The organism is Neorhizobium sp. 2083, from assembly GCF_031455615.1.
GTDB lineage: Bacteria > Pseudomonadota > Alphaproteobacteria > Rhizobiales > Rhizobiaceae > Neorhizobium.
On the sequence record NZ_JAVDTC010000001.1, the window covers coordinates 1,531,431 to 1,552,507 of the forward strand.

The 21,077-nt window shown below is 62.4% G+C and carries 20 protein-coding genes; 7 read left to right on the forward strand and 13 right to left on the reverse strand.

Going from position 1 to position 21,077, the window contains the following annotated elements; genetic code table 11:
- Positions 1 to 92: 92 nt before the first annotated feature.
- From J2X76_RS07860 to J2X76_RS07905, 10 genes are all read right to left on the reverse strand, one after another.
- Positions 93 to 560, reverse strand: a complete 468-nt coding sequence (locus J2X76_RS07860; protein ID WP_310214577.1) for a PaaI family thioesterase — start codon at positions 558 to 560, stop codon at positions 93 to 95.
- On the reverse strand, positions 560 to 1,441 hold the full coding sequence (locus J2X76_RS07865; protein ID WP_310214581.1) for a 3-keto-5-aminohexanoate cleavage protein: 882 nt from the start codon (positions 1,439 to 1,441) through the stop codon (positions 560 to 562). Before J2X76_RS07865 ends, J2X76_RS07860 begins: the two co-directional genes overlap by 1 nt.
- Positions 1,442 to 1,537: 96 nt before the next feature.
- Positions 1,538 to 2,422: a helix-turn-helix domain-containing protein gene (locus J2X76_RS07870; RefSeq protein ID WP_113130233.1), complete on the reverse strand. Its 885-nt coding sequence runs from the start codon at positions 2,420 to 2,422 to the stop codon at positions 1,538 to 1,540.
- Positions 2,423 to 2,550: 128 nt separating this feature from the next.
- The gene (locus tag J2X76_RS07875; RefSeq protein WP_310214584.1) at positions 2,551 to 3,771 is read right to left on the reverse strand and encodes an MFS transporter; all 1,221 of its coding nucleotides are present in this window, start codon (positions 3,769 to 3,771) and stop codon (positions 2,551 to 2,553) included.
- Positions 3,772 to 3,999: 228 nt separating this feature from the next.
- On the reverse strand, positions 4,000 to 5,511 hold the full coding sequence (locus tag J2X76_RS07880; protein ID WP_310214587.1) for a tripartite tricarboxylate transporter permease: 1,512 nt from the start codon (positions 5,509 to 5,511) through the stop codon (positions 4,000 to 4,002).
- Between the two features lie 9 nt (positions 5,512 to 5,520).
- Positions 5,521 to 6,006, reverse strand: a complete 486-nt coding sequence (locus tag J2X76_RS07885) for a tripartite tricarboxylate transporter TctB family protein (protein WP_113130236.1) — start codon at positions 6,004 to 6,006, stop codon at positions 5,521 to 5,523.
- A 47-nt stretch (positions 6,007 to 6,053) separates the two neighbouring features.
- On the reverse strand, positions 6,054 to 6,548 hold the full coding sequence (locus J2X76_RS07890) for a nuclear transport factor 2 family protein (RefSeq protein WP_310214589.1): 495 nt from the start codon (positions 6,546 to 6,548) through the stop codon (positions 6,054 to 6,056).
- Between the two features lie 15 nt (positions 6,549 to 6,563).
- A complete protein-coding gene (locus J2X76_RS07895) occupies positions 6,564 to 7,376 on the reverse strand; it encodes an amidohydrolase family protein (RefSeq protein WP_310214591.1) in 813 nt (270 codons plus the stop codon).
- Between the two features lie 283 nt (positions 7,377 to 7,659).
- On the reverse strand, positions 7,660 to 8,640 hold the full coding sequence (locus tag J2X76_RS07900; protein ID WP_310214593.1) for a tripartite tricarboxylate transporter substrate binding protein: 981 nt from the start codon (positions 8,638 to 8,640) through the stop codon (positions 7,660 to 7,662).
- Between the two features lie 377 nt (positions 8,641 to 9,017).
- Positions 9,018 to 10,055, reverse strand: a complete 1,038-nt coding sequence (locus J2X76_RS07905; RefSeq protein WP_310214596.1) for a dipeptidase — start codon at positions 10,053 to 10,055, stop codon at positions 9,018 to 9,020.
- A 211-nt stretch (positions 10,056 to 10,266) separates the two neighbouring features.
- Between J2X76_RS07905 and J2X76_RS07910 the strand changes: the two genes are divergently transcribed.
- From J2X76_RS07910 to J2X76_RS07940, 7 genes are all read left to right on the forward strand, one after another.
- On the forward strand, positions 10,267 to 11,865 hold the full coding sequence (locus J2X76_RS07910) for an ABC transporter substrate-binding protein (protein ID WP_113284340.1): 1,599 nt from the start codon (positions 10,267 to 10,269) through the stop codon (positions 11,863 to 11,865).
- The gene (locus tag J2X76_RS07915) at positions 11,862 to 12,875 is read left to right on the forward strand and encodes an ABC transporter permease (protein ID WP_162732458.1); all 1,014 of its coding nucleotides are present in this window, start codon (positions 11,862 to 11,864) and stop codon (positions 12,873 to 12,875) included. Before J2X76_RS07910 ends, J2X76_RS07915 begins: the two co-directional genes overlap by 4 nt.
- Complete coding sequence (locus tag J2X76_RS07920) at positions 12,872 to 13,774, forward strand: ABC transporter permease (RefSeq protein ID WP_310214786.1); 903 nt, start codon at positions 12,872 to 12,874, stop codon at positions 13,772 to 13,774. Before J2X76_RS07915 ends, J2X76_RS07920 begins: the two co-directional genes overlap by 4 nt.
- 4 nt (positions 13,775 to 13,778) lie before the next feature.
- Positions 13,779 to 14,606 carry an ABC transporter ATP-binding protein gene (locus J2X76_RS07925; protein ID WP_310214601.1) on the forward strand — a complete coding sequence of 276 codons (828 nt, stop codon included), beginning with the start codon at positions 13,779 to 13,781 and terminating at the stop codon, positions 14,604 to 14,606.
- The gene (locus tag J2X76_RS07930) at positions 14,603 to 15,346 is read left to right on the forward strand and encodes an ABC transporter ATP-binding protein (protein ID WP_310214603.1); all 744 of its coding nucleotides are present in this window, start codon (positions 14,603 to 14,605) and stop codon (positions 15,344 to 15,346) included. The genes J2X76_RS07925 and J2X76_RS07930 overlap by 4 nt, the downstream gene beginning before the upstream one ends.
- A gap of 56 nt (positions 15,347 to 15,402) precedes the next feature.
- Positions 15,403 to 16,911, forward strand: a complete 1,509-nt coding sequence (locus J2X76_RS07935) for a serine hydrolase domain-containing protein (protein WP_310214604.1) — start codon at positions 15,403 to 15,405, stop codon at positions 16,909 to 16,911.
- Between the two features lie 62 nt (positions 16,912 to 16,973).
- Positions 16,974 to 17,858, forward strand: a complete 885-nt coding sequence (locus J2X76_RS07940; RefSeq protein ID WP_310214607.1) for a LysR family transcriptional regulator — start codon at positions 16,974 to 16,976, stop codon at positions 17,856 to 17,858.
- Positions 17,859 to 17,865: 7 nt separating this feature from the next.
- Here the strand turns inward: J2X76_RS07940 and J2X76_RS07945 are convergent, their stop codons facing one another.
- The 3 genes from J2X76_RS07945 to J2X76_RS07955 form a co-directional block, all read right to left on the reverse strand.
- Positions 17,866 to 18,732 (reverse strand): D-amino-acid transaminase, encoded by an 867-nt coding sequence (locus J2X76_RS07945; protein WP_310214609.1) that lies wholly within the window; start codon positions 18,730 to 18,732, stop codon positions 17,866 to 17,868.
- 20 nt (positions 18,733 to 18,752) lie between these two features.
- On the reverse strand, positions 18,753 to 19,799 hold the full coding sequence (locus J2X76_RS07950) for a P1 family peptidase (RefSeq protein WP_310214612.1): 1,047 nt from the start codon (positions 19,797 to 19,799) through the stop codon (positions 18,753 to 18,755).
- A 150-nt stretch (positions 19,800 to 19,949) separates the two neighbouring features.
- The gene (locus tag J2X76_RS07955) at positions 19,950 to 21,056 is read right to left on the reverse strand and encodes a hypothetical protein (protein WP_310214613.1); all 1,107 of its coding nucleotides are present in this window, start codon (positions 21,054 to 21,056) and stop codon (positions 19,950 to 19,952) included.
- Positions 21,057 to 21,077 lie beyond the last annotated feature (21 nt).

Genomic DNA, 21,077 nt, shown 5'->3' on the forward strand with positions numbered 1-21,077 from the left:
TTGTTGTCGTCACTCTGCGGTGTTCGCAGGTGGCGGGGGAGTACCGGCGTCCGGCCATTTCAACGCGTGAAAAACAAGACGAAGGATTGCGGTCAGGCCGCCGGCTTGACCAGCTTGAACACCGACTGCAGGGAGGCGACGGCTTCCCCACCCACTTCCGCCAGCCCATCGACGAACACCAGCGTCCGGGTGCGGCGGGTCACCCGGCACCGGCCGATCATGAAATCGAACGGCTTTACCGCGGCCAGGAACTGGACATTGAGCTGGACGGTGACCGATCGCACCGGCCCCACCTGACCTTCGGCACGCGACAGGGTTTCGATGAGCGTGCCGCCCAGCGCCTGGTCGCAGAAAGCTGTGAGCGCACCGCCATGCATGTTGCCGTTGTTATTGAGCGTGTTGGGCGTGCAGTGCATGGCGAAGATGAACTGGCCGTCCTCCTCCTGTTTCTGCCAGAAGGGTCCGATCAGATCGAAAAAGGGATTGGACCGGCGCCGGGTCCAACCGGCCCCGGCGGGATCGAAAACGCCTTCGGGAAGCGGATGGGTGTTGCTTATCATCAGGCTGCCGCCCTCGCGGCTTCGAGCGACAAGATCTCGCGGGCTTCGGAGGGTGTGGCCGGCTCGGCCCCGAGCGCCCTGATGATTTCGACGGCGCGCTGCACCAGAGGCTCATTACCCTCGGCAAGCACACCCTGCTCCAGATACAGGTTGTCCTCCAACCCGACGCGGCAATGTCCGCCGAGAATGACTGACTGGGCGACCATGGGCATCTGGAAGCGGGAAATGCCGAAGGCGGACCAGATCGTGCCCGGGGGGAGGAGCGAGCGCATCAGCAGCATCGCCTCGGTGGTTGCCGGCGCGCCACCCGGAATACCGAGGCAGAACTGGAAGAAGGGCGGCTTGGGCAGGTGACCCGCCTCCAGCAGCCGCACCGCCACGCCCACATGGCCTATATCGAAGACTTCGAGTTCCGGCTTCACGCCGGCGGCGCGGATCATCTGCGCCATGGCAATCAGATGCGGCGGCGTGTTGACGATCGCCCGGTCACCGAAATTCATGGTCGCCACGTCGAGCGTGCAGATGTCGGGACGAAGGCGCGAGACGTGGTGGGTGCGCACCTCCGGTGAACGGACGGGCGGTGCGGCAGTCTCGTCCAGGGGCGGTGCATAGCCGGCTCCCGGTCCCGCCGTCAGATTGATGATGACATCGCTGCCGGAGCGGCGGATGCGCTGCATCACCTCGTCATAGAGCTCGAACTTCATGGAGGGCGCCCCCGTCTGCGGATCGCGCACGTGGATATGCACGGAAGCGGCGCCGGCCCTTGCCGCCCTGATCGCCTCGTCGGCGATCGCTTCGGGCGTGATCGGAACGTATTGGCTGTTCTTCGACAGCGCGCTGCCGCCCGTGACGGCACATGTCAGTATCACCTTGCGCTTCATTGGATCCTCATCGGGTTTGCGGCGTGATCGCCATGGCAAAGCCGTGCCGCGCGCGATCGCGCGGCATCCGGCCGATATCGATAATCGGGTGGCGCCTTAGTAGGTGGTGCCGTGCAGGCTTCGCATGTCCACCTCGATGGCGGATGCGGCTTCGAGCATGGGCTGGACCACGCTTTCGAGAATGCGGTCGCTCGAAACCGCCGTGCGGTAATAACCGACGCCCATGCAGGCCGAGCAGCGCTGCTGGTCGAAGATCGGGACCGCGACGAACTCGAAAACGCGGCGTGGTCCGCCGACGCGGGCATAACCGCGCTTGCGGGTAGCCCGGAGGTCACGCAGCGTGCGGGCGACATCGATCGGCTTGCCCTGTTCCCGGCGCTGCTGGGCGACCGCGTTGAGGAGGAGCGCGCGTTCCTCGTCATCGCAGAAGGCGAGGTAACATTGCCCCATTGCCGTCAGTTCCAGATCAAGGAACCGGTGCAGGACCGGAAAAGGATAGGCCCAGGGGCTGATCGGTGCCGTGGTGAAACTGACCAGGATGTGGCCGTCACGCAGCGTTCCGAGGCTCACTGGCCACTTGATGTCGTTGGTCAGCGCAACCGCCCGCGACCGCGCCGCCTCGATCAGCAGCGGCGCCCCGCTGAAACCCGAGGCAAGCGAGACGACCTTCGAGGTCACGCTATAGCCGCCGACGAAGTTGTCACGGACCACGTAGCCCTCGCTGATCAGGGTTTCGAGCATCCTGACGATCGTCGGCTTGGACAGCCCGGTCACCTGATGCAGCGAACCGATGGTGGCGATGCGCTGCGCATTCAGCGCCTGCAGCAGCACCAGGACCCGGCGCGCGGATTCGACCGGGGCGTAGGACGGCTTGTGTTCGTCGATGCTGCCGCGCAATGAATTCGCCCTGCAGTGAAGATCGTTGTATTTCGGTAGCTGCGGAGATCTGGCCGGTCTCTCCCTCAACTCGCTGTCGAACATTCAGAACTCCTCCCAGAATTCTTCAGCATCGGTTTGGTTACCAATGCCGATAAAAGCGTAGTTGTGACCTGCCGACTAGGCCAGCAGTTTCCATGGCGTATTTCAATACGTGAAATGCAATTGCGGGATCACCTGGGCCGGCGAAACGCCAGGGCGATGATGGCGGCATAACATGCCGCCAGGGCGGCAACGCCGATAACGGGAATGACCATGCCCACGAAAGTGGCCGCCGCGCCGATCAGGAAGCTGCCGACTGCCGGTCCGCCGCGGATGATCATGCTGTAGATCCCCATCACCCGGCCGAGCTTGCCGGGCTCGCTTTCCAGCTGCAGCAGCGCCTGACCGGCGATACCGGCATGCATATTGGCGAAGGACATGCAGAAGATCGCGATCAGCGCGAAATGAAAGCCGGGCACAAGTGCGAGCGCAACAAGCGACGCGGTAGCGCAGAGCGCTGCGACAGCGATGCCGGGAACGCCGCGGCTGCTGGATGGCCGCAACAGGGTCACCGTACCGGAGACAATCGATCCCAGGGCCGAAGCGGCCATCAGCGCGACAAAACCATCGATGCCTCTGGCGAACAGGGCGTCGGCCACCGCCGGCAACATCTGCAGGATCCCGCCGACGCTGATCCCGGAAAATCCCATCAGCCCAAGCGTGGCGAGCACGCCTCTATGGCGCAGCACATAACGGAAACCGTCGGCCGTCCCCGATCCAGGCATGGTGCCGGCCGGGCGCGCCATGCCTCTTTGCACTCGGATCACTGCGAGAGTGTAGGAAAAGCAGGCGATCGCCAGTCCACTGACGGCAAAGGTAATGCCGACATTGACCTCGCTGATCAAAGCGCCGGCGATGACCGGGCCGACAAAGCGAGCCAGGTTGAAGCTCAGCGCATTCAGCGCCACCGCGGCATGCAGATAGTCGGGGGGCACGATCTCCCGGATGAGCGATAGCCGCGCCGGCTGCTCCAGGCTGCTGGAGATCCCGAGCACCAGGGTCAGCCCGAACAGCACTTCCACCGTCGTCAATCCCGCCCATGACAGCATGGCGAGAACCAGCGACTGCACGATCGCGACCGACTGGGCCCGGCGCAGCACCTTGATCTTGTCGTGCGCATCCGCAAGCGAGCCGGCATAGCTGCTGAGGAAGATCGACGGCAACATGTCGGCGGCCGCGATCAAACCCAGCCAGAACGGCGACCGGCTGAGTTCCCAGGCCAGCCAGGCGACACCGATCTTCTGCATCCACATGCCGAGAACGGAGATGATGCTGCCGATGGCAAAACGGCGATAATGGAGGTCCCTGAGCGCCAGGAGCGGGTTATAGCGTGGTGACTTGCCAGCGCTCATGGCCGCAGCCGGCGAAAATGGACAATGAGTGCGGGTTGCAAGCCTCACCTGTGGATTTTGGAGTGGGAGGGCCGCTCATGGCGGCGTCAGGACGGTTTCCCTGTCCCGACGAATAGAGCGCCAGATCGCCCGCGGTCCATCTCCGCCGGCGGCTCATTTCAAGAGATGAAACAGAATAGGTGGCAACCGGGCAAGCCGGATGAGAGCCGGCCCGGAGTCTGACGAGGCTCAGTCCTCTTCGGCGAACACGACCCTGCGGCTGTTGCGGATGGCCGGAAACAGCACGGCGAACAGCGTTACCGCCGCCACGATCAGCAGGCCTGCCGTGATCGGCCGCTGGAAGAAGGTAAGAGGATTGCCGTTCGCCAGCAGCATGGCACGCCGCAGATATTCCTCCAGCATCGGCCCAAGAACAAAGCCGAGAAGCAGCGGGGCAGGCTCGCAATCGAGCTTCGTCAGGCCGTAACCGACCACTCCGAAAACCGCCATGACGACGAGATCGAAGGGGTTGTTGCCGACGCTGTAGACGCCGATCGCCGAGAAGCCGATGATGGCGGGGAACAGGAAGTGATTGCGGACCGACAAGAGCTTCACCCAAAGCCCGACAAGCGGCAGGTTGAGAACCACCAGCATCAGGTTGCCGATCCACATCGAGACGATCACACCCCAGAACAGCACCGGCCGCTCGTTGACGAGATTGGGGCCGGGCGCCACGCCCTGCAGCATCAGCGCCCCGATCATCAGCGCCATGATCGGGTTGGACGGAATCCCGAGCGTCAGCATCGGAATGAACGAACTCTGAGCCCCGGCATTGTTTGCGGATTCCGGGCCGGCGACACCGGCCAGGGCGCCGTGACCGAAGCGTTCGGGATGGCGCGACAGCTTTTTCTCGAGCGCATAGGACGTGAACGACGAGAGCATCGCCCCACCGCCGGGCAGGATGCCGAGAATGGAGCCCAGGCCCGTGCCGCGCAGGATCGGGCCGGCCGATTCCCTGATATCGGCCCAGGAGGGCATCAGGCCCGTCACCCGGGTGGTCAGCACATCGCGCTCCTGCTCCCTTTCATCCTCCAGACCCCGCAGGATTTCGGCGATGGCATAGACGCCCGAACCAAAGGCGATGATCGGAATGCCGTCCGCCAGATCCAATGTCCCGAGGGTGAGGCGCATGCTGCCGGTATAGACATCCGTCCCCACGCAACCGAGCAGTAGGCCGAGCACGATCATGACAAGCCCCTTCAGCACCGAGCCATGCGCGAGCGCAATCGAGGCGACAACGCCAAGCACCATCAGGGCAAAATAATCCGACGGGCCGAACTGGAGGGCCAGCGTCGTCAGCGGAACAGCAAACAGGGCGATGACGAGCGTCGCGAAGCAGCCCGCAAAGAAGGACCCGAGTGCTGCGATTGCCAATGCCACGCCGGCCCTTCCCTGACGCGCCATCTGGTAACCGTCGATCGCGGTGACCGCGGAAGTGGCTTCACCGGGCAGATTGATCAGGATCGCCGTCGTCGACCCGCCATACTGGGCGCCGTAATAGATGCCCGCCAGCATGATCATCGAGGCTTCCGGCGGAAACCCGAACGTCACCGGCAACAGGATGGCGATGGTGCCGAGCGGTCCGATGCCCGGCAGAACGCCGACCGCGGTGCCGAGCAGGCAGCCGATGAAGCAGAACAGAAGATTGGAAGGTTCGAGAACCGCCCCGAAACCCACGGCGAGATTGGCAAAGATATCCATGGCGTATTTCTAACCAATGATCAGATCGCCCCAGAGGGGGATCGGCAGGTTCAGGAGGAAGTGGAACACCGCGACGCAAAAGATGGTGAAGCCGGCGGAGAGAAGCAGCGACTGGCGCAAGGTGGCAAACCGGCTGGCAAAGCTCGAAAGAAAAATCGTCACGGCGACCGCGATCACGAGGCCGAGCGACTGGATCGTCAATCCGAACACGAGAGGAGCGCCCATGACCAGTATCGACGATTTGATCGAAGCGAACCGAAGCGGCTGGGCGCCTGACGAAAGCGGCGTGAAGGCAACGGCCAGAGCCAGCAAAGCCAGCAGGATCGACAGCATGACGGGGAAGAACCCGGACCCCATTTCGGCCGCGGTGCCGATCTTCAGCGTGCGATAGGCGTAAATGCCGGTCGCCACGGCGAAGCTCACGAAGATGGCTGCGAAGGTGATGTTTCGTCGGCTAAGCGATCGCGGTCGGGGCCGGCCCATTTCGGTTGTCATGCTGTTCTCCTCCTCAACGGCATTTCAAAATCGGTATCAGGCCTGAGCTAGCTCTGGTCCTGCGGTTCGTCCGACAGCAGGCTCCTGCGCAGATGATCGGGCATGGTCGTGGTCGGTTCCTCTCCCCTGAACAGGGCGGTGAAGGTCTTCGACCGGATCTTCCAGCCTCCCTGCGCATCGCGGACAAGCACCTCGACAACTTCCGAAATGCTGTTCGGCCCGCTGACGGACAAGACGGGTACCCCATCGACCGCATAGATGGTCATGATATATCGGATCGTCGCCCGGTCGGGGCTCTCAATGGTGATCATCGGATTATTGATGAGATGGCGCACGACCCGATCGCCGCGGCTGACGCGCCAATCGTAGAACGCCTTGATCTGCTGCCTGCCCGTATAGGCGGTCTCGCCGGATCCGAACACGCCGTCCTCGGTGAACAGCGTATGGGCGCGAGCTCCCCAATTGGTGTCGACATCGTCCCAGTATTCGGTGACGAGAGACAGGATAACGGATTTGACCGCAAGTTCAGCGAGTTCGTCCATATTCGTTCCCAGACATTACATGAAATAGAGTTCGAGGGCGTTGCGCCCGCCGATGCGTCGTCGCATGGCCGGGTCGGGCACCCACTCCGACAGAGCCGCCACGGTTTCCCCGTAGGTGACGCGACCCTCAAAGGCGGCGAACGGCCAGTCGCTGGCCCAGACCAGCCGCTCCCCGCCCGTCAGCCGCAGCAGGTCGCGTGAGAAATCGATCGCCAGCGATGGAGGCCTGAACCGGTAACCCGCCGAAAGCTTGACCCAGGCATTGCCCCGTTCCAGCGCATCGAGCACCAGCCGAAACCCGGGATCGTCCACCCCCCTGGCCGAATCGGGCATTCCCATATGGTCGATCACCATCCGGGCACCCGAGGCAGCAATCTCCTCCATCATCACCGGCAGGCGATCGGCGCGTTCGATCAGGTGGACATGCCAGCCGAGATCGGCGACACGCCGCAGCAGCCGACGATATTCCGGCGAGGTGATGTCGGGCGCCTGATCGAGCGTCCGCCACATCAGTCTTATCCCGACGAAGCCGTCATCGCGCATCCGCTCCAGCTCGTAGATGCTGATCGACGGAGAGACGATGGCAGTCGCCCGCAGGCGCCGGTAGCGGCGCAGGGCGTCGCGAACATGGTCGTTATATTCCCCGTGCAGGCTGGCGGCAGCAACGACACCGAGCGCGATGCCATGCTCGTCGAGCAGTCCGATCAGCCGATCGACGCCGGCATCTTCCGGCGGCCTGTGCCAGGCATTCGGCGCCAGCGGCAGATCGGTGGTGTAGATATGAAAATGCGTGTCGACGAGCGGCGGTTCATTGTCCGTGTCAGCCATGCAGGGTCGTCCTTCTTCCGGGATGCGCTCGATGCCGCGGCGAGGAGCAGGCGTCACCCGGCGGCCACGCTTCCGATTACCGGCTTGCCAGGCAATTTGCAGAGGATCGATGCCAAGAGCACGACCGGTCAGGGTTCCGGATTCTCAAGTCCTGCCGCCGGCTCCAAGCATCTGCGAGGCGGTGGAGCGGGGCCTTGCGATCAGCGTGCAACCACATCATTCAAAATGAGCTTCGGCCCCTTCAGGCGGGCCGCAGTTCGACCGCCCGCCGGAAAGGAAAAGCCTATTCGCTCCGGATGTTGTACTTGGCGATGATGTTCCGCCACAGCGCTTCCTCATCGACCACGATCCTGTGGAATTCCTCCGGCGTGGTCGGCGCTGCGATCTGCCCCGCCACGGCGAATTTTGCGATCGCGTCGTCGGATTTCAGATAGGCGGTGAGAACTTCGTTGATCCGCTTGACGATCGCGGGAGGCGTGCCCTTCGGAGCCATGATGCCGCCCCAGGGAACCGCGACGAGATCGAGTCCCTGCTCCTTCAGGGTCGGAACATTGGGCAGGATCTTTGCGCGCTTGGCCGAGATGACGGCGAGCGGCTTCAGGTTCCCGGCTTCGATGTGCTTGATATAGGCGTCGCCGAGATAGTCCACGGACAGGTCGACGCTGCCCGACAACATGTCGGTGACGATCGGGGGGCTGCCCTTGTAGCTGACGAGCTTGATGTCTATGCCGGCCATGTCCATGATCGCGGTCTCGATCATATGACCATAGGATCCTATGCCGTTATTGCCTGCGCTTACCTGCGAGGGGTTCGCCTTGGCATAGGCGATCAGTTCGCTCAGGGTTTGCGCCGGGAAATCCTTGCGGGCCACCAGCACCATGTCGCCCACGGAGAACTGGATGATGTGCTCGAAGTCCTGTACCGGCTTGTAAGGCAGACCCGGCATCGTATTGGTGAAATTGGCCGCCGGTCCGGGATAGGCGGTCACCAGCGTATAGCCATCCGGCTTCTGGCGCGCCACATAGCCCGTACCGATGGCACCGCCCGCACCCGGTTTGTTTTCGACGATCACGGTCTGGCCGACGCCCTTTTCAAGCGCCGCCGCCACGAGGCGCGCCAGATAATCGCTGCCGGCCGCGAATGCATGGACCAAGGTGATCGGCTTGTCTTTCGGCCAGTCCGACGCCATGCCGGCGCTGCTGCTCGCGGCCACGCCGACGAACCCCAGCAATGCGATACCGATGGATGCCAGTATGCTGCGCATCGTTTCTCCTCCCTCAACCCGGCGACGTTTGTGCTCCCCATCCCGGTTGACGATCGATCATAAACAAAACCGCCGCTACGGCCATTGCAGCAAGGCATCTGTTTCATTCATTGAAATTGGCCGCGGCCTTTCGGGGACGCGGAACACAAGCCTCGGAGCGTTCTGCTGCGATTGCTGCTTTGGAAGCGGGTCGATGGACCGCGGCGAGCCCGCCGCCTCTAGGCCACGGAATACACGAGCCCGACCGAATCGGTAAGGTCATCGCTCTGGAGAGTCGGCAAACTGTTGGCGACATCATTGAATTGCAGACATGGGGCAATCACCGCGCACATCCGCCTCCGGACGGATGTGGCGGGACTTGGACTTGGCGTGCGCAATCAGGCCGCCCAGCTGCGTTGCAATACGGAGACCCAGTTCTCATGGGCGATCTTTTTCAGTTCCGCATCGTTGAAACCGTGGCGGCGGAGTGCTTCGACGAGACGCGGCAGGCCAGCGACGTCCTTCATCTCGGCCGGAATAGTCGTACCGTCGAAGTCCGAGCCGAGCGCCACATGCTCGATGCCGATGCGTTCGGCGATATACGCGACGTGGCGGACGATGAGGTCCAGGCTGGTATTCGGGTCCTTGATCCCGTCGTTGCGCAGGAAGAGGACGCCGAAATTGATGCCGGCCAAGCCGCCCGTGTCCTTGATGGCGTCGAGTTGGCGGTCGGTCAGGTTGCGGCTGTGCGGGCAGAGCGCGTGCACGTTCGAATGGGAAGCAACGAGCGGCGCCCTGGAGATTTTCGCGATCTCCCAGAAACCGGCTTCGTTCATATGCGACAGGTCGACCATGATCTTCAGCTCGTCGCAGGCCTGGATGAGGTCGCGGCCCGCATCGCTGAGGCCCGGGCCGATATCCGGCGAAGACGGGTAGCGGAAGGGAACGCCGTAAGCGAAGACGTTCGGGCGGCTCCAGACCGGGCCGAGCGTACGAAGGCCGGCCTGGTGGAGAACATGCAGCGCATCGAGATTGGCTGCGACGGCTTCGGCTCCCTCGATATGAAGGACGGCTGCGAAACTACCGGAGTCGATCGAGCGGCGGATATCGGCGGCGTTGCGACAGACTGTCACTGCGCCTTGCGAACGTGCTTCGATATCGAACAGCAGCCGCGCCATTGCGAGCGTTTCATTCAAGGCATCCGGCTGAGCCGGCGTCGGGAAATCGCCATTGGCATCCTTGGCCATGCTTGGCGAGGGAACATAAATGGCGCAAAGACCGCCTGCGAGACCACCGGCCCTCGCGCGTGGCAGGTCGATATGCCCCGCCTCTTCACCTTCGAGAAACCGCTTCACCGGATCTTCACCACCGGCGCGCCTGAGGCGCAGCAGAACATCGTTATGGCCATCGAAGACCGGGAGCAAATCGTTGAGCATTTCCTGAAATATCCTGCCAAAGCACGGGACTTTTGACTATCCGTACGTAGCCGGCGCGGCGGCCGCAAATGCAAACCGCGCATAACCCATTCGAAAAACGGAATTGGTCGCCTGAAATGGCGCCTGATATGAGGCTTGCATCATTTTTCGGCAAAATCTTAACCGGCCTCCCGCATTTCCGGAGGCCCGGCCATTCAAGGGGAATAGAATAATGGTATCCAGACGTAACTTTCTGATCGGCGGCGCTGCCCTGCCCTTCCTGTCCTATCTCGAACTGGCAGACACCGCATTCGCGGCCACGCCGAAGGATATCCTGGTCGTTGCCCAGCAACTCGACAACATGACCAGCCTCGACCCGCATGAGGGTTTTGAGGCCGTCGGCGGCGAAATGATCAGCAACATGTACCAGAAGCTGGTGCGCGCCAATAACGACAATCCGGATCAAGTCATCCCCGTTGTCGCCGCTTCGTGGGAAGCGGATGCCGAGAGCAAGGTCTTCACCTTCAAGCTCTCCGACCAGAAGTTTTCGTCCGGCGCGGATGTCACGGCCGAGGACGTTGCGTTCTCGCTGCAGCGCGCCATCAAAATGAACAAAAGCCCGGCTTTCATCATCAACCAATTCGGCTTCACGGCCGATAACGTCGAGGCCCGTATCGTCGCCAAGGACGCCAAGACCGTCACGCTGACGACCGAAAAGCCGACCTCGATCTCCTTCCTGCTGTTCTGCCTCTCGGCGAATATCGGCGCGATCGTCGAGAAGAAGGTTGTCATGGCGAACGCCGTCAATAACGACCTCGGCAATGCCTGGCTGCAGAAGAACAGCGCCGGCTCCGGCGCCTTCATGCTGCAGGCCTGGAAGGCGTCTGAAAGCATCTCCCTGCAGCTCAACCCGCATGGCCCTTACAAGGGCAATCTGAAGCGCGTCATCGTCCGGCATGTGGTCGATCCGTCTTCCCAGCTTCTCATGCTGCAGAAAGGCGATGTCGATATCGCCCGCGACCTGACGTCCGAACAGTTGAGAGCCGCGCAGAACGACAAGGACATCACCCTCATCCAGAAGCAGATCGCTTCGCTGGTGCTGATCTCGCTGAACCAGTCCAACCCGAACCTCGCCAAGCCGCAGGTCTGGAAGGCCGTGAAATGGGCTCTCGATTACGAAGGCATGCAGAAGAACATCATTCCGCTCAGCCACGTCGTGCACCAGAGCATGGAGCCTTCGGGCTTCCCCGGCACCGTGAAGGATCTGCCCTACAAGCGGGACGTCGAAAAGGCCAAGGCGCTGATGGCGGAAGCCGGCCTGAAGGACGGTTTTGAGATCACCCTCGATCACTATGCCGCCCAGCCTTACCCTGATCTCGCCCAGGCGATCCAGGCGAACCTCGGTGAAATCGGCATCAGGGTGAAGCTGCAGTCGGCCGAGAACCGCCAGGTTCTGACCAAGATGCGCGGCCGCCAGCACGAGATGGCGCTGTCCGCCTGGGGCACGGACTATTTCGACCCGAATTCCAATGCCGAAGTCTTCTGCATCAACAAGGACAATTCGGAAAACGCCAAGAACAAGCCTTTCGCATGGCGCTCCTCGTTCAAGGACGACGCTCTCGCCGCCAAGGCGGAAGCCGCCCGCGACGAGAAGGACCCGGCCAAGCGCATCGCGCTTTACGAGGCCCTGCAGCGCGACTTCATGGAAAACAGCCCGTTCGCCGTCATGTTCCAGACCACCAAGACCGCGGCTTGCCGGGTTGGCGTGGAAGGGTTCCGTCTGGGCGTCTTGTCCGAAGGCAATACCTACCTGGAGACCAAAAAGGCTTGAAGAACCGGCTTAAGTCCTTTTCCGCAATGCTGAGCAGCGTCATCCTGACGCTGTTCGGCCTCACGGTCCTCACCTTCCTCATCGGCCGCGTCATGCCGGTCGATCCGGTTATCGCCGCCGTCGGCGACAATGCGCCGGAGGATGTCATCCTGCGGGTACGCGCCGAAATGGGGCTCGACCAGCCCATTCCGGTGCAGTTCCTGCATTATCTGAGCCAGCTTCTGCACGGCGATTTCGGCATGTCGGTTCTCACCAAGAACCCGGTCGCGACCGATATCGCCCGCTTCTTCCCGGCCACGTTCGAACTGGCCACCGCAGCCCTGCTGCTGGCCACCCTCGTCGGCATTCCGCTCGGTGTCTGGGCCGCCGTCCGCCAAGGTTCGTTCACCGACCAGGCGATCCGCGTGCTCTGCCTCGCCGGCCATTCCGTGCCGGTCTTCATGCTGTCGATGATCTCGCTGCTGATCTTCTATTCGGCGCTCGGCATCGCGCCTGGGCCGGGCCGTCAGGACATCATCTATGACGGCATGATTCCGACGGTGACCGGCCTGATGTCGGTCGATACGCTGCTTGCGGGCGATCTCGACGCCTTCCGGGATGCGCTGGCGCATATGGCCCAGCCGGTGATCATCCTCGCCTATTTTTCAATGGCCTACATCGCCCGCATGACACGCGCCTTCATGATCGACGCATTAAAGGGCGAATACGTCATCACTGCCCGCGCCAAGGGGCTTTCCGGCCTCAAGGTCGTCTGGAGCCATGCCTTCCCGACCGTCGCCGTCCAGCTCATCACGGTTCTGGCGCTGACCTATGCCGGTCTGCTCGAAGGCGCGGTCGTCACCGAGACCGTCTTCTCCTGGCCGGGCATCGGCCAGTATCTGACGACATCGCTGATGAACGCCGACATGAACCCGGTCATCGGTTCGACGCTTCTCGTCGGCCTGATCTATGTCGGGCTCAACCTACTCGCGGACATTCTGTACCGTCTGCTCGATCCGAGGGTGCAATAATGACTTCCGCTTTCCGTAACTGGGCGCTCAGCGAAACGCCCTCCTCGCGCCGTCAGGCCGCATGGGGCAACCGTTACCGCGCCTGGCTGAACTTCAAGGGCAACCCGCTCGGCATGATCGGGCTGACGATCATCACGATCTTCGTGCTGATGGCGATCCTCGCGCCGCTGCTCGCCACCCACAATCCTGCAACGCAGGAGCTGGGCAACCGGCTGGCAGCACCAAGCGCTGCGCATTGGCTGGGCACCGACGAGCTGGGCCGCGATGTCTATACCCGCATCCTTTATGGCGCCCGCGTCACGCTCGGCATGGTCATCGCCGTCGTCGTCCTCGTCGCGCCGCTAGGGCTCGCCATTGGCTGCATCGCAGGCTATTTCGGCGGTATCGTCGATACGATCCTGATGCGCATCACCGATATCTTTCTGGCCTTCCCCCGCCTCGTTCTGGCGCTTGCCTTCGTTGCGGCGCTGAAGCCGGGCGTCGAAAGCGCGGTTCTCGCCATCGCACTCACCGCATGGCCCCCTTATGCCCGCATGGCGCGCGCCGAAACGCTGACCGTACGCGGCAGCGATTTCATCGCCGCATATCGGCTGACGGGCGCTTCGCCCTGGCGGATCATCTTCCGCCATATCGCGCCGCTCTGCACGCCGAGCCTGATCGTCCGCGTCACGCTCGACATGAGCTCGATCATCATCACCGCCGCCTCTCTCGGCTTTCTCGGCATGGGCGCGCAGCCGCCATCGCCGGAATGGGGTGCGATGATCGCCACCGCCAAGCGCTTCATCTTCGAACAATGGTGGGTGCCGATGATCCCGGCCGTCGCTATCCTGCTCGTCTCGCTTGCCTTCAACTTCCTCGGCGACGCACTGCGCGACGTCCTCGATCCGAAGGGGAACTGAGCCGATGCTGGTCGAAATCCAAAATCTCCATATCGGCTTCCAGAGCCGCACCGGCTTCGCACCCGCCGTCAAGGGCGTGTCGCTGAAGCTCGGCACCGAAAAGCTCGGCATCGTCGGCGAAAGCGGCTCGGGCAAAAGCCTCACCGCCCGCGCGCTGATGAAACTTCTGCCCAAGCAGACCCGCATCGAAGCCGACAGATTGGCCTTCGACGGCATCGACATCATGTCCGCCAGCGAAAGAGAGATGCGCCAGATCCGCGGTAAGCGGGCGGGCTTCATCCTGCAGGACCCGAAATATTCGCTGAACCCGGTGAAGACCATCGGCAGCCAGGTGGCGGAAGCCTGGCGCACCCACAAGGGCGGCGGCAAGCGACAGGCTTTGGAAGCAGCGATTGCGCTTCTCGAACAGGTGAAGATCCGAGATCCGAAAAAGGTCGCTGGCTCCTATCCGCACGAAGTTTCCGGCGGCATGGGACAGCGCGTCATGATCGCCATGATGCTGGCGCCGGACCCGGAATTGCTGATCGCGGACGAACCCACCAGCGCGCTCGATGCGACCGTTCAGGCCGAGATCCTGCGGTTGATCGAGGAGCTGGTGTCGGAGCGCGGCATGGGCCTGCTGCTCATCAGCCACGATCTGCCGCTCGTCTCGCATTTCTGCGATCGCGTCGCCGTGATGTATGCCGGGCGCGTGATGGAAGAGCTGAAGGCATCCGAGCTCCTTTCCGCACAGCATCCCTACACGCGCGGGCTGTTGAACTGTATGCCTTCGCTGATCCATCCCAAGGAGCGCCTGCCCGTGCTGACCCGTGATCCGGAGTGGCTGAAATGACCATCGAGATCGACAATCTGCGCATCAGCTTCGGTGACAAGGAAGTCGTCAAGGGCGTCTCTTTCAAGGTGGCTGAGGGCGCCAGCTTCGGCATCGTCGGCGAAAGCGGCTCGGGCAAATCCACCGTGCTGCGCGCCATGGCCGGCCTCAACAACCACTGGTCCGGCCGCATCGCCTTTTCCGGTGAGGACGCGCCGCTGAAGCGCCCGCCGGCCTTCTTCCGCAAGGTGCAGATGGTGTTCCAGGACCCCTACGGTTCGCTGCATCCGCGCCAGACCATCGACCGCATCCTGTCGGAACTTCCGCTCGTGCACGGCATGAACGATATCGACGCCCGCATCGCCAAGGTGCTGTCGGCGGTGGCGCTGCCGCAATCGGCGCGCTTCCGCTTTCCGCATCAGCTCTCCGGCGGTCAGCGCCAGCGCGTGGCGATCGCCCGCGCCTTGATCGCCGAGCCGCAGGTGCTGCTGCTGGACGAGCCGACCAGCGCGCTCGACGTTTCCGTGCAGGCGGAGATCCTCAATCTTCTGGCCGATCTCAGGGTGGAGCAGAACCTTACCTATGTGATGGTCAGCCACAATCTCAGCGTCATATCGCATCTCTGCTCGCATGTCGGCGTGATGATCGACGGCCACATGGTCGAGCAGGTGACGGCCGAGGATCTGCGGCTCGGAAATGTGCAACACGCGCACACACGCGAATTGCGCACCCTGAGCGTCGAACTCGAAGAACCGGCCTGACCTTTCAGGGTCTGGCGGACCAGGGTCCGGTTTTCGAGGGTTTATTGGAGAAGTACATGTCGATCACGGCCAATTGGGAAGCGGCGCAGGCAGCCGCCGGGAAGTTCGCTGCCAGCTGGGGCGCGGACCAGCCGGGCGGCGCAGTGATCGGGTTCGACGAAAACGGCATCCGTTTCGCCGAAGTCGGCGGCGTCGAAAACCTTTCGACCATGGCTTCCTTCACCGCCGATACGGTCGTGCGTTACGCCTCCGTCACCAAACATGCCTTCTGCACCATGGTCCTGTCGCACCCGGACGCGATCTCGCTCGACGATAGGCTCGGCCTGCATCTGCCGGAGCTTCAGGAACCGCTCGCGAGCGTAACCGTTGGCCGCGCGCTCGACATGAGCGGCGGCCTGCCCGATACGCGCGAATGCCTGTCGCTGCTCGGCCTGTCGGTCTATACCGAAACCAAGGCCGGACCGCTGATGGAGTTCCTGGCCCGTCAAACGCGGCTGAACTACGACGCCGGTACCGAAATCTCCTATTCCAACACCGGTTATCGGCTGGTCGAAACAGCGCTCGAGCGCAAGGGCCTGTTCTTCCGCGATTTCATCCGCTCTGCCGGCGCGACAACAGATGCCGTGCTGGACGCGCCGGATCTCTGGAACGATGCGGTTGCCGGCCTTGTGCCGGGGTACTGGCATGACGGCGAAAAATGGCAGCTCTCCGCCGCCGGCCTCCATATCTCCGCCTCGGGCAGCATGACCGGAAGTGCGACGAGCCTTGCCAACTGGCTGCGCGCCCTGCTCGCCGGTGAAGGCTCGTTCGCCGGTATACTCGACCAACTGGCCGCGCCGCGTGCCCTCTCCGACGGCCGCGAAAGCGGCTACGGTCTCGGCCTGCGCCGCACACTCCTAGGTGGGCACGAGTTTACCGGCCATGGCGGTTCTCACCCCGGCTACAAGAGCTATTTCCTGCTCGATCGTCAAAGCAGAAGCGGTTTCGTCATCGTCTCCAACCGCGAAGACACCAATGGCAACAAGATTGCCCAGGAGGCCATGGCGGCTCTGCTCGGCCTTGCCCCGCCCGTCCCCTCGACAGCGCTGACGGACGGCCTCTATGTGACCGAGACCGGTCCCTTCTGGATCGAGGTCAAAGGTTCCACCGTCACCTGGCTCGATGCCGATGAGACCGTCTACGAGGACGACGGCGAATTCGTTTCGTCCTTTTCCGCCTCCTCGCCGATGCGCCTCAAGATGGATGGCCCAGCGGTCGTCGGCGAGATCGGTCATCCCGCGCGCCGCCTGCTGCCGGTCGTCGATACCGGCATACCGGCCTCGCTTGCCGGTCGCTGGCTCTCTGACGAAGGCGCCTGTTTCGAGATCGATGGCGATGCGGTCGTGATGGGCGTCGGCCCGGTTCGCCATCGCATGCCGCTCAAGGCTCTCGGCAATGGCCGCTTCCTGTTCACCCTGAAGGACGGCCCCTGGACGAAGCGCGTCTGCCTCCATCTCCTGTCCGAAAACCGGCTCGAACTCGTCCTTTCCCGGGCGAGAATGATCGAGTATAGCCGCGCAGGCTGATTGCGTTTTTCCGCCAATCAGACCAAGGGAGAAGCGCGGTCGGTTTTCCATTGGAGCTCGTGGTGGAAGTCAAATGGCTTGAAGATTTCCTGGCACTGGCCCAGACGCTGAACTTTTCCAAGGCGGCGGAAGAACGGCATGTCACCCAATCGGCCTTCAGCCGCCGGATTCGGCAGCTGGAAACCTGGGTCGGCACCAGCCTGATCGATCGCGCCACATATCCGTCGCGACTGACCGATGCCGGCGAACGCTTCGTGCCGATTGCAGAGCAGACCCTGCAGGGCCTCTACCAGGCTCGCCGCAATCTCCAGCACGAGGAAGGCAACGACGCCCGCACGGTCACCGTAACGGCGCTGCACACGCTGTCCTTCACCTTCTTCCCGAACTGGCTGAACGGACTCAACGCGAAGCTCGGACCGATCGTTTCGCATATGCGGCCGGACTCGGGCAGCATGGAGGAAAACCTCAACTCATTGGTCGATGGGGACTCCGATTTCCTGTTGACCTACCAGAACGAGCACGTGCCGATGCTGCTCGATCCGCAATTCGAACATCATCGCCTTGGCGCGGAAATCATCATTCCGGTTACCGCGCCGGACGCCAACGGGCAGCCGCAGCATCGCATCGAGCCGGGTTTCGCGCATGTCAGCTATCAAAAGATTTCGTTCTTCGGCCAGCTTGTCGCCGGCGCCATGGCCGATCGCCTGCCGCCGGATAACCGCGTCCATGTCGGCAGCATGTCGGTTGGCCTCAAGGGCATGGTATTGGCAGGCTGGGGGATTGCCTGGATACCGGAGAGCCTGGTAACCGCAGAACTCTCCGATGGCCGGTTGGTACGGGCTGCGGAGCCGGACTGGGATATCGATGTCGAGATCCGGCTCTACCGCTCCAAGGAAAACCGGCGGCCCATCATCAAACGCACTTGGGACGTTCTGGCCGCCGGCTGAGTTTTCGTCAGACCGCAGTGCGGCGGGCATTGTCCATGTAGAGCGTCCGCAGACGCCTGAACATCGGGCCGGCCCTGCCGTCGCCGACCGGCTTGCCGTCGATCGAGGTGATCGGCACGATGAAGTTCGACGCGCTGGTCAGGCAGGCTTCCCGCGCCGCCATGGCTTCCTCGACCGAGAATGGACGCTCCTCGATCGTCAGCCCCTGTTCGCGGGCAAGATCGAGCACGGCCAGGCGCGTACAGCCCGGCAGCGTGGCGTTGCCGTTGGCCCGGGTTACGATCTTGTCGTCATGGGTAATGATATAGGCCGTGGACGAGGCACCTTCGGTGACAAAACCTTCCTCGACCATCCAGGCTTCGTCGCAGCCTTCCGCCTTGGCGATGCGCTTGGCGAGAACCTGTGGCAACAGACAGACGGTCTTGATATCGCGACGCTCCCAGCGCTGGTCGGGCACGATCTTGACCTTCAGGCCCCTTTCCACGGCGGCCACATGTTCCAGCGTCTTTGCCTGGGTAAACAGCAGCAGGGTTGGCTGGAGGTTATCCGAATAGAGGAAATTGCGATCTTCGGCGCCACGCGTGTATTGCAGGTAGATGACGCCCTCGGTCAGCTTGTTCTCGGCGACCAAACGCTTTTCGATCGCAACGATCTCCTCGGTCGGGATTGGCAATGCGCCGCCGATTTCCCGCACGCTGCGCTCAAGGCGCGCCATGTGAAGCGGGCTGTCGATCAGCTTGCCGTCGAGAACGGCAGTCACCTCGTAAATCCCGTCACCGAACAGAAAGCCACGATCGAAGATCGAAATATGGGCTTCGTTTTCGGGCAGGAAGGCACCGTTGAGGTAGACGGTGCGGGGTTCGGCGGCAGTCATTGGCACTCCAGTCTAAAAAATCAGCGACGCTTGAGGGCGTCGAGTGAAATCGCATGAATGGTCGAAGGCTTGCCGGTCCCGGCATTGTAGCCGTGTGTGGTCGTCGCCATCGTCATCGAATTGAAAATCGCCTCCTCGCTCGCCTCGATAACGGCTTCGAAGAGCGGCGAGACGACGTCGTTTGAGAGAGCGGGATAGTTGGCGACCGCCTTGCGGCGCTCTGGCGTGCGGCGCACGTCTTCCGCCGTCGAGAAGGCAAGCGCATAATCGCCGGACCCGTTGCTGAGAGCCGCACCGGTGCGCGCCAGGCCGCCGAAACAGCGTTCCGCAAGACGTCCGAGATTTCGCGAGCAGAGCGGCGCATCGGTCGCGACGATCATGACGATCGAACCATCCTTGTCATGACCTTCCGCTTCGTAAGGCCAGCCGGCGACGCTCAGCTTTCCACCGTAATTCGACTGCACGAGAACACCGACCGTATAGGACGCACCCGCGACAGGAACGACGCGGGAGCTGGTGCCGATACCACCCTTCAGTCCGAATGCGACCGTGCCGGTGCCCGCGCCGATCGCGCCTTCTTCGACCGTACCGCCTTTCGCGGCGGCAAGTGCTTCCAGCATTTCATCGACACTCGGGCGCGCCGCGCGGATATCGTTGAGTCGGGAATCATTGGTCTCACCGACGACTGCGTTCAGCGACACGACCCGCTCGTTCCCGGCCTGTGCCAGCGTATGGCGGTTGATCGCCTCGATCGCGCGACCGACGCCCAAAGTATTGGTGAGCAGTATCGGCGTCTCGACCTCGCCGAGCTCGGCGATCTGCGTCGAACCCGCGAACTTGCCGAAACCGTTGAAGACGGCGAGCGCCGCCGGCACCTTGTCCTGAAACAGGTTGCCGGCATGCGGCAGGATGGCGGTTGCCCCCGTGCGCGTCCGGTCGCCTTCGACGCAGGTGACATGGCCGACCGAGACACCAGCGACGTCGGTGATCGCGTTCAGCATACCCACAGGGTAATGGCCGACGGATATGCCAAGCGAACGCAAACGGGCACGACTTTCATAAGTCATTGAATGAGCTCTGAGATCCAAGTTACCGATAGGGTACTTCAGACGAAGGGCTACGGACATGATAAAAACGGAATAGTTTCATGCCGGCTTTGCAATAAACGCTGCCTTCGCGAGCCCATATGCGACGGGTCTCAGAATCTTAATTGCACTTCATCGATTGGACGGAGCGCCCATCTCCCCAGCCTGCGGCCCGTGTGGATATTCAGGACTGTAGGAATGCGTCGCCTTTTCTTCAATCGCGGGGCCGACATATCCGTTCGAGCCGTAGAAGGCGAAATGCAGCCCCCAATAGGCTGAGCCATAGAGCACGAAGGCGACAGCTACTCCGGCGGGTATGTGGCGAATCTTTTCCTTGAATTGCGGAAGGAAATGGGTCTCCCGGGCGTGATCCGCGGCGACGGCCAGCAGGATGGCCATGATCAGCCCGTGGCCGATCAGATCGACGCGGCCAAAGGGCCAGACGGCAGCCGTGAAGATGACCAGCAATGCGATCGCCGAGAGCCGGCGGATCAGCGGTGTCCAGACGAGGCCGAGCCCCAGCGTGAATTCGGTGACTCCCGCCATCGGGATGAAGACGTCGCGCGGCATGCCGAATGTCAGAAAGGGCTTCTCAACGACAAGCGGGTAGAACCAGCTCGGAAAGGCGAATTTCTCGAGGCTGGACCACATCAGCGCGATCGCAAGGCCCCAGCGAAGCGCCTCGAAACGATGAACCCGCCAGTTTTCGCGCTTTGACGGTTCGAGGATCAGGTAGGCGGCAACGCCGAGGCCAAGAGCGAGATAGTCGAAGAGATGGAAAAGGTCATAGTCCCGCAGCGCCAATATCCACAAAGCGATGATGCCGAGACCGGCGATCGGCATGGTCAAGCGTGAAAAGATCATGCCGGCAATTACCAGCTGGAGCCAGGAGACCCATTCCGTCGGCGTCTTGAGATCTGGTGTCAGATAGACACCGCCCACCGCAAAGATCGCAACGAAAAACGCACCGATAATGGCTCTGATATAATCATCCAGCCGCTGCCAGAGCGGTTCCGTGGCTCTGTCGAGCATGTCCAGTGCCACATACCCGTAGCGGCTTCGCTCCACAGCGCGTGCCAGACCAAAAAATACCAGGACCAGGGCGATCCCCACCCAGAACCAGGCATTGGACAGAGTGGAGGCGATCGGTTCCGGGGAAGCGCCCACGATATACGGTGCGAACCACTTGACATGGGCGTGTGCGGACGTGGCCGTCAGCGAAATGACGCAACCTGCCATGAGCGGAAAACCGCGGCACAA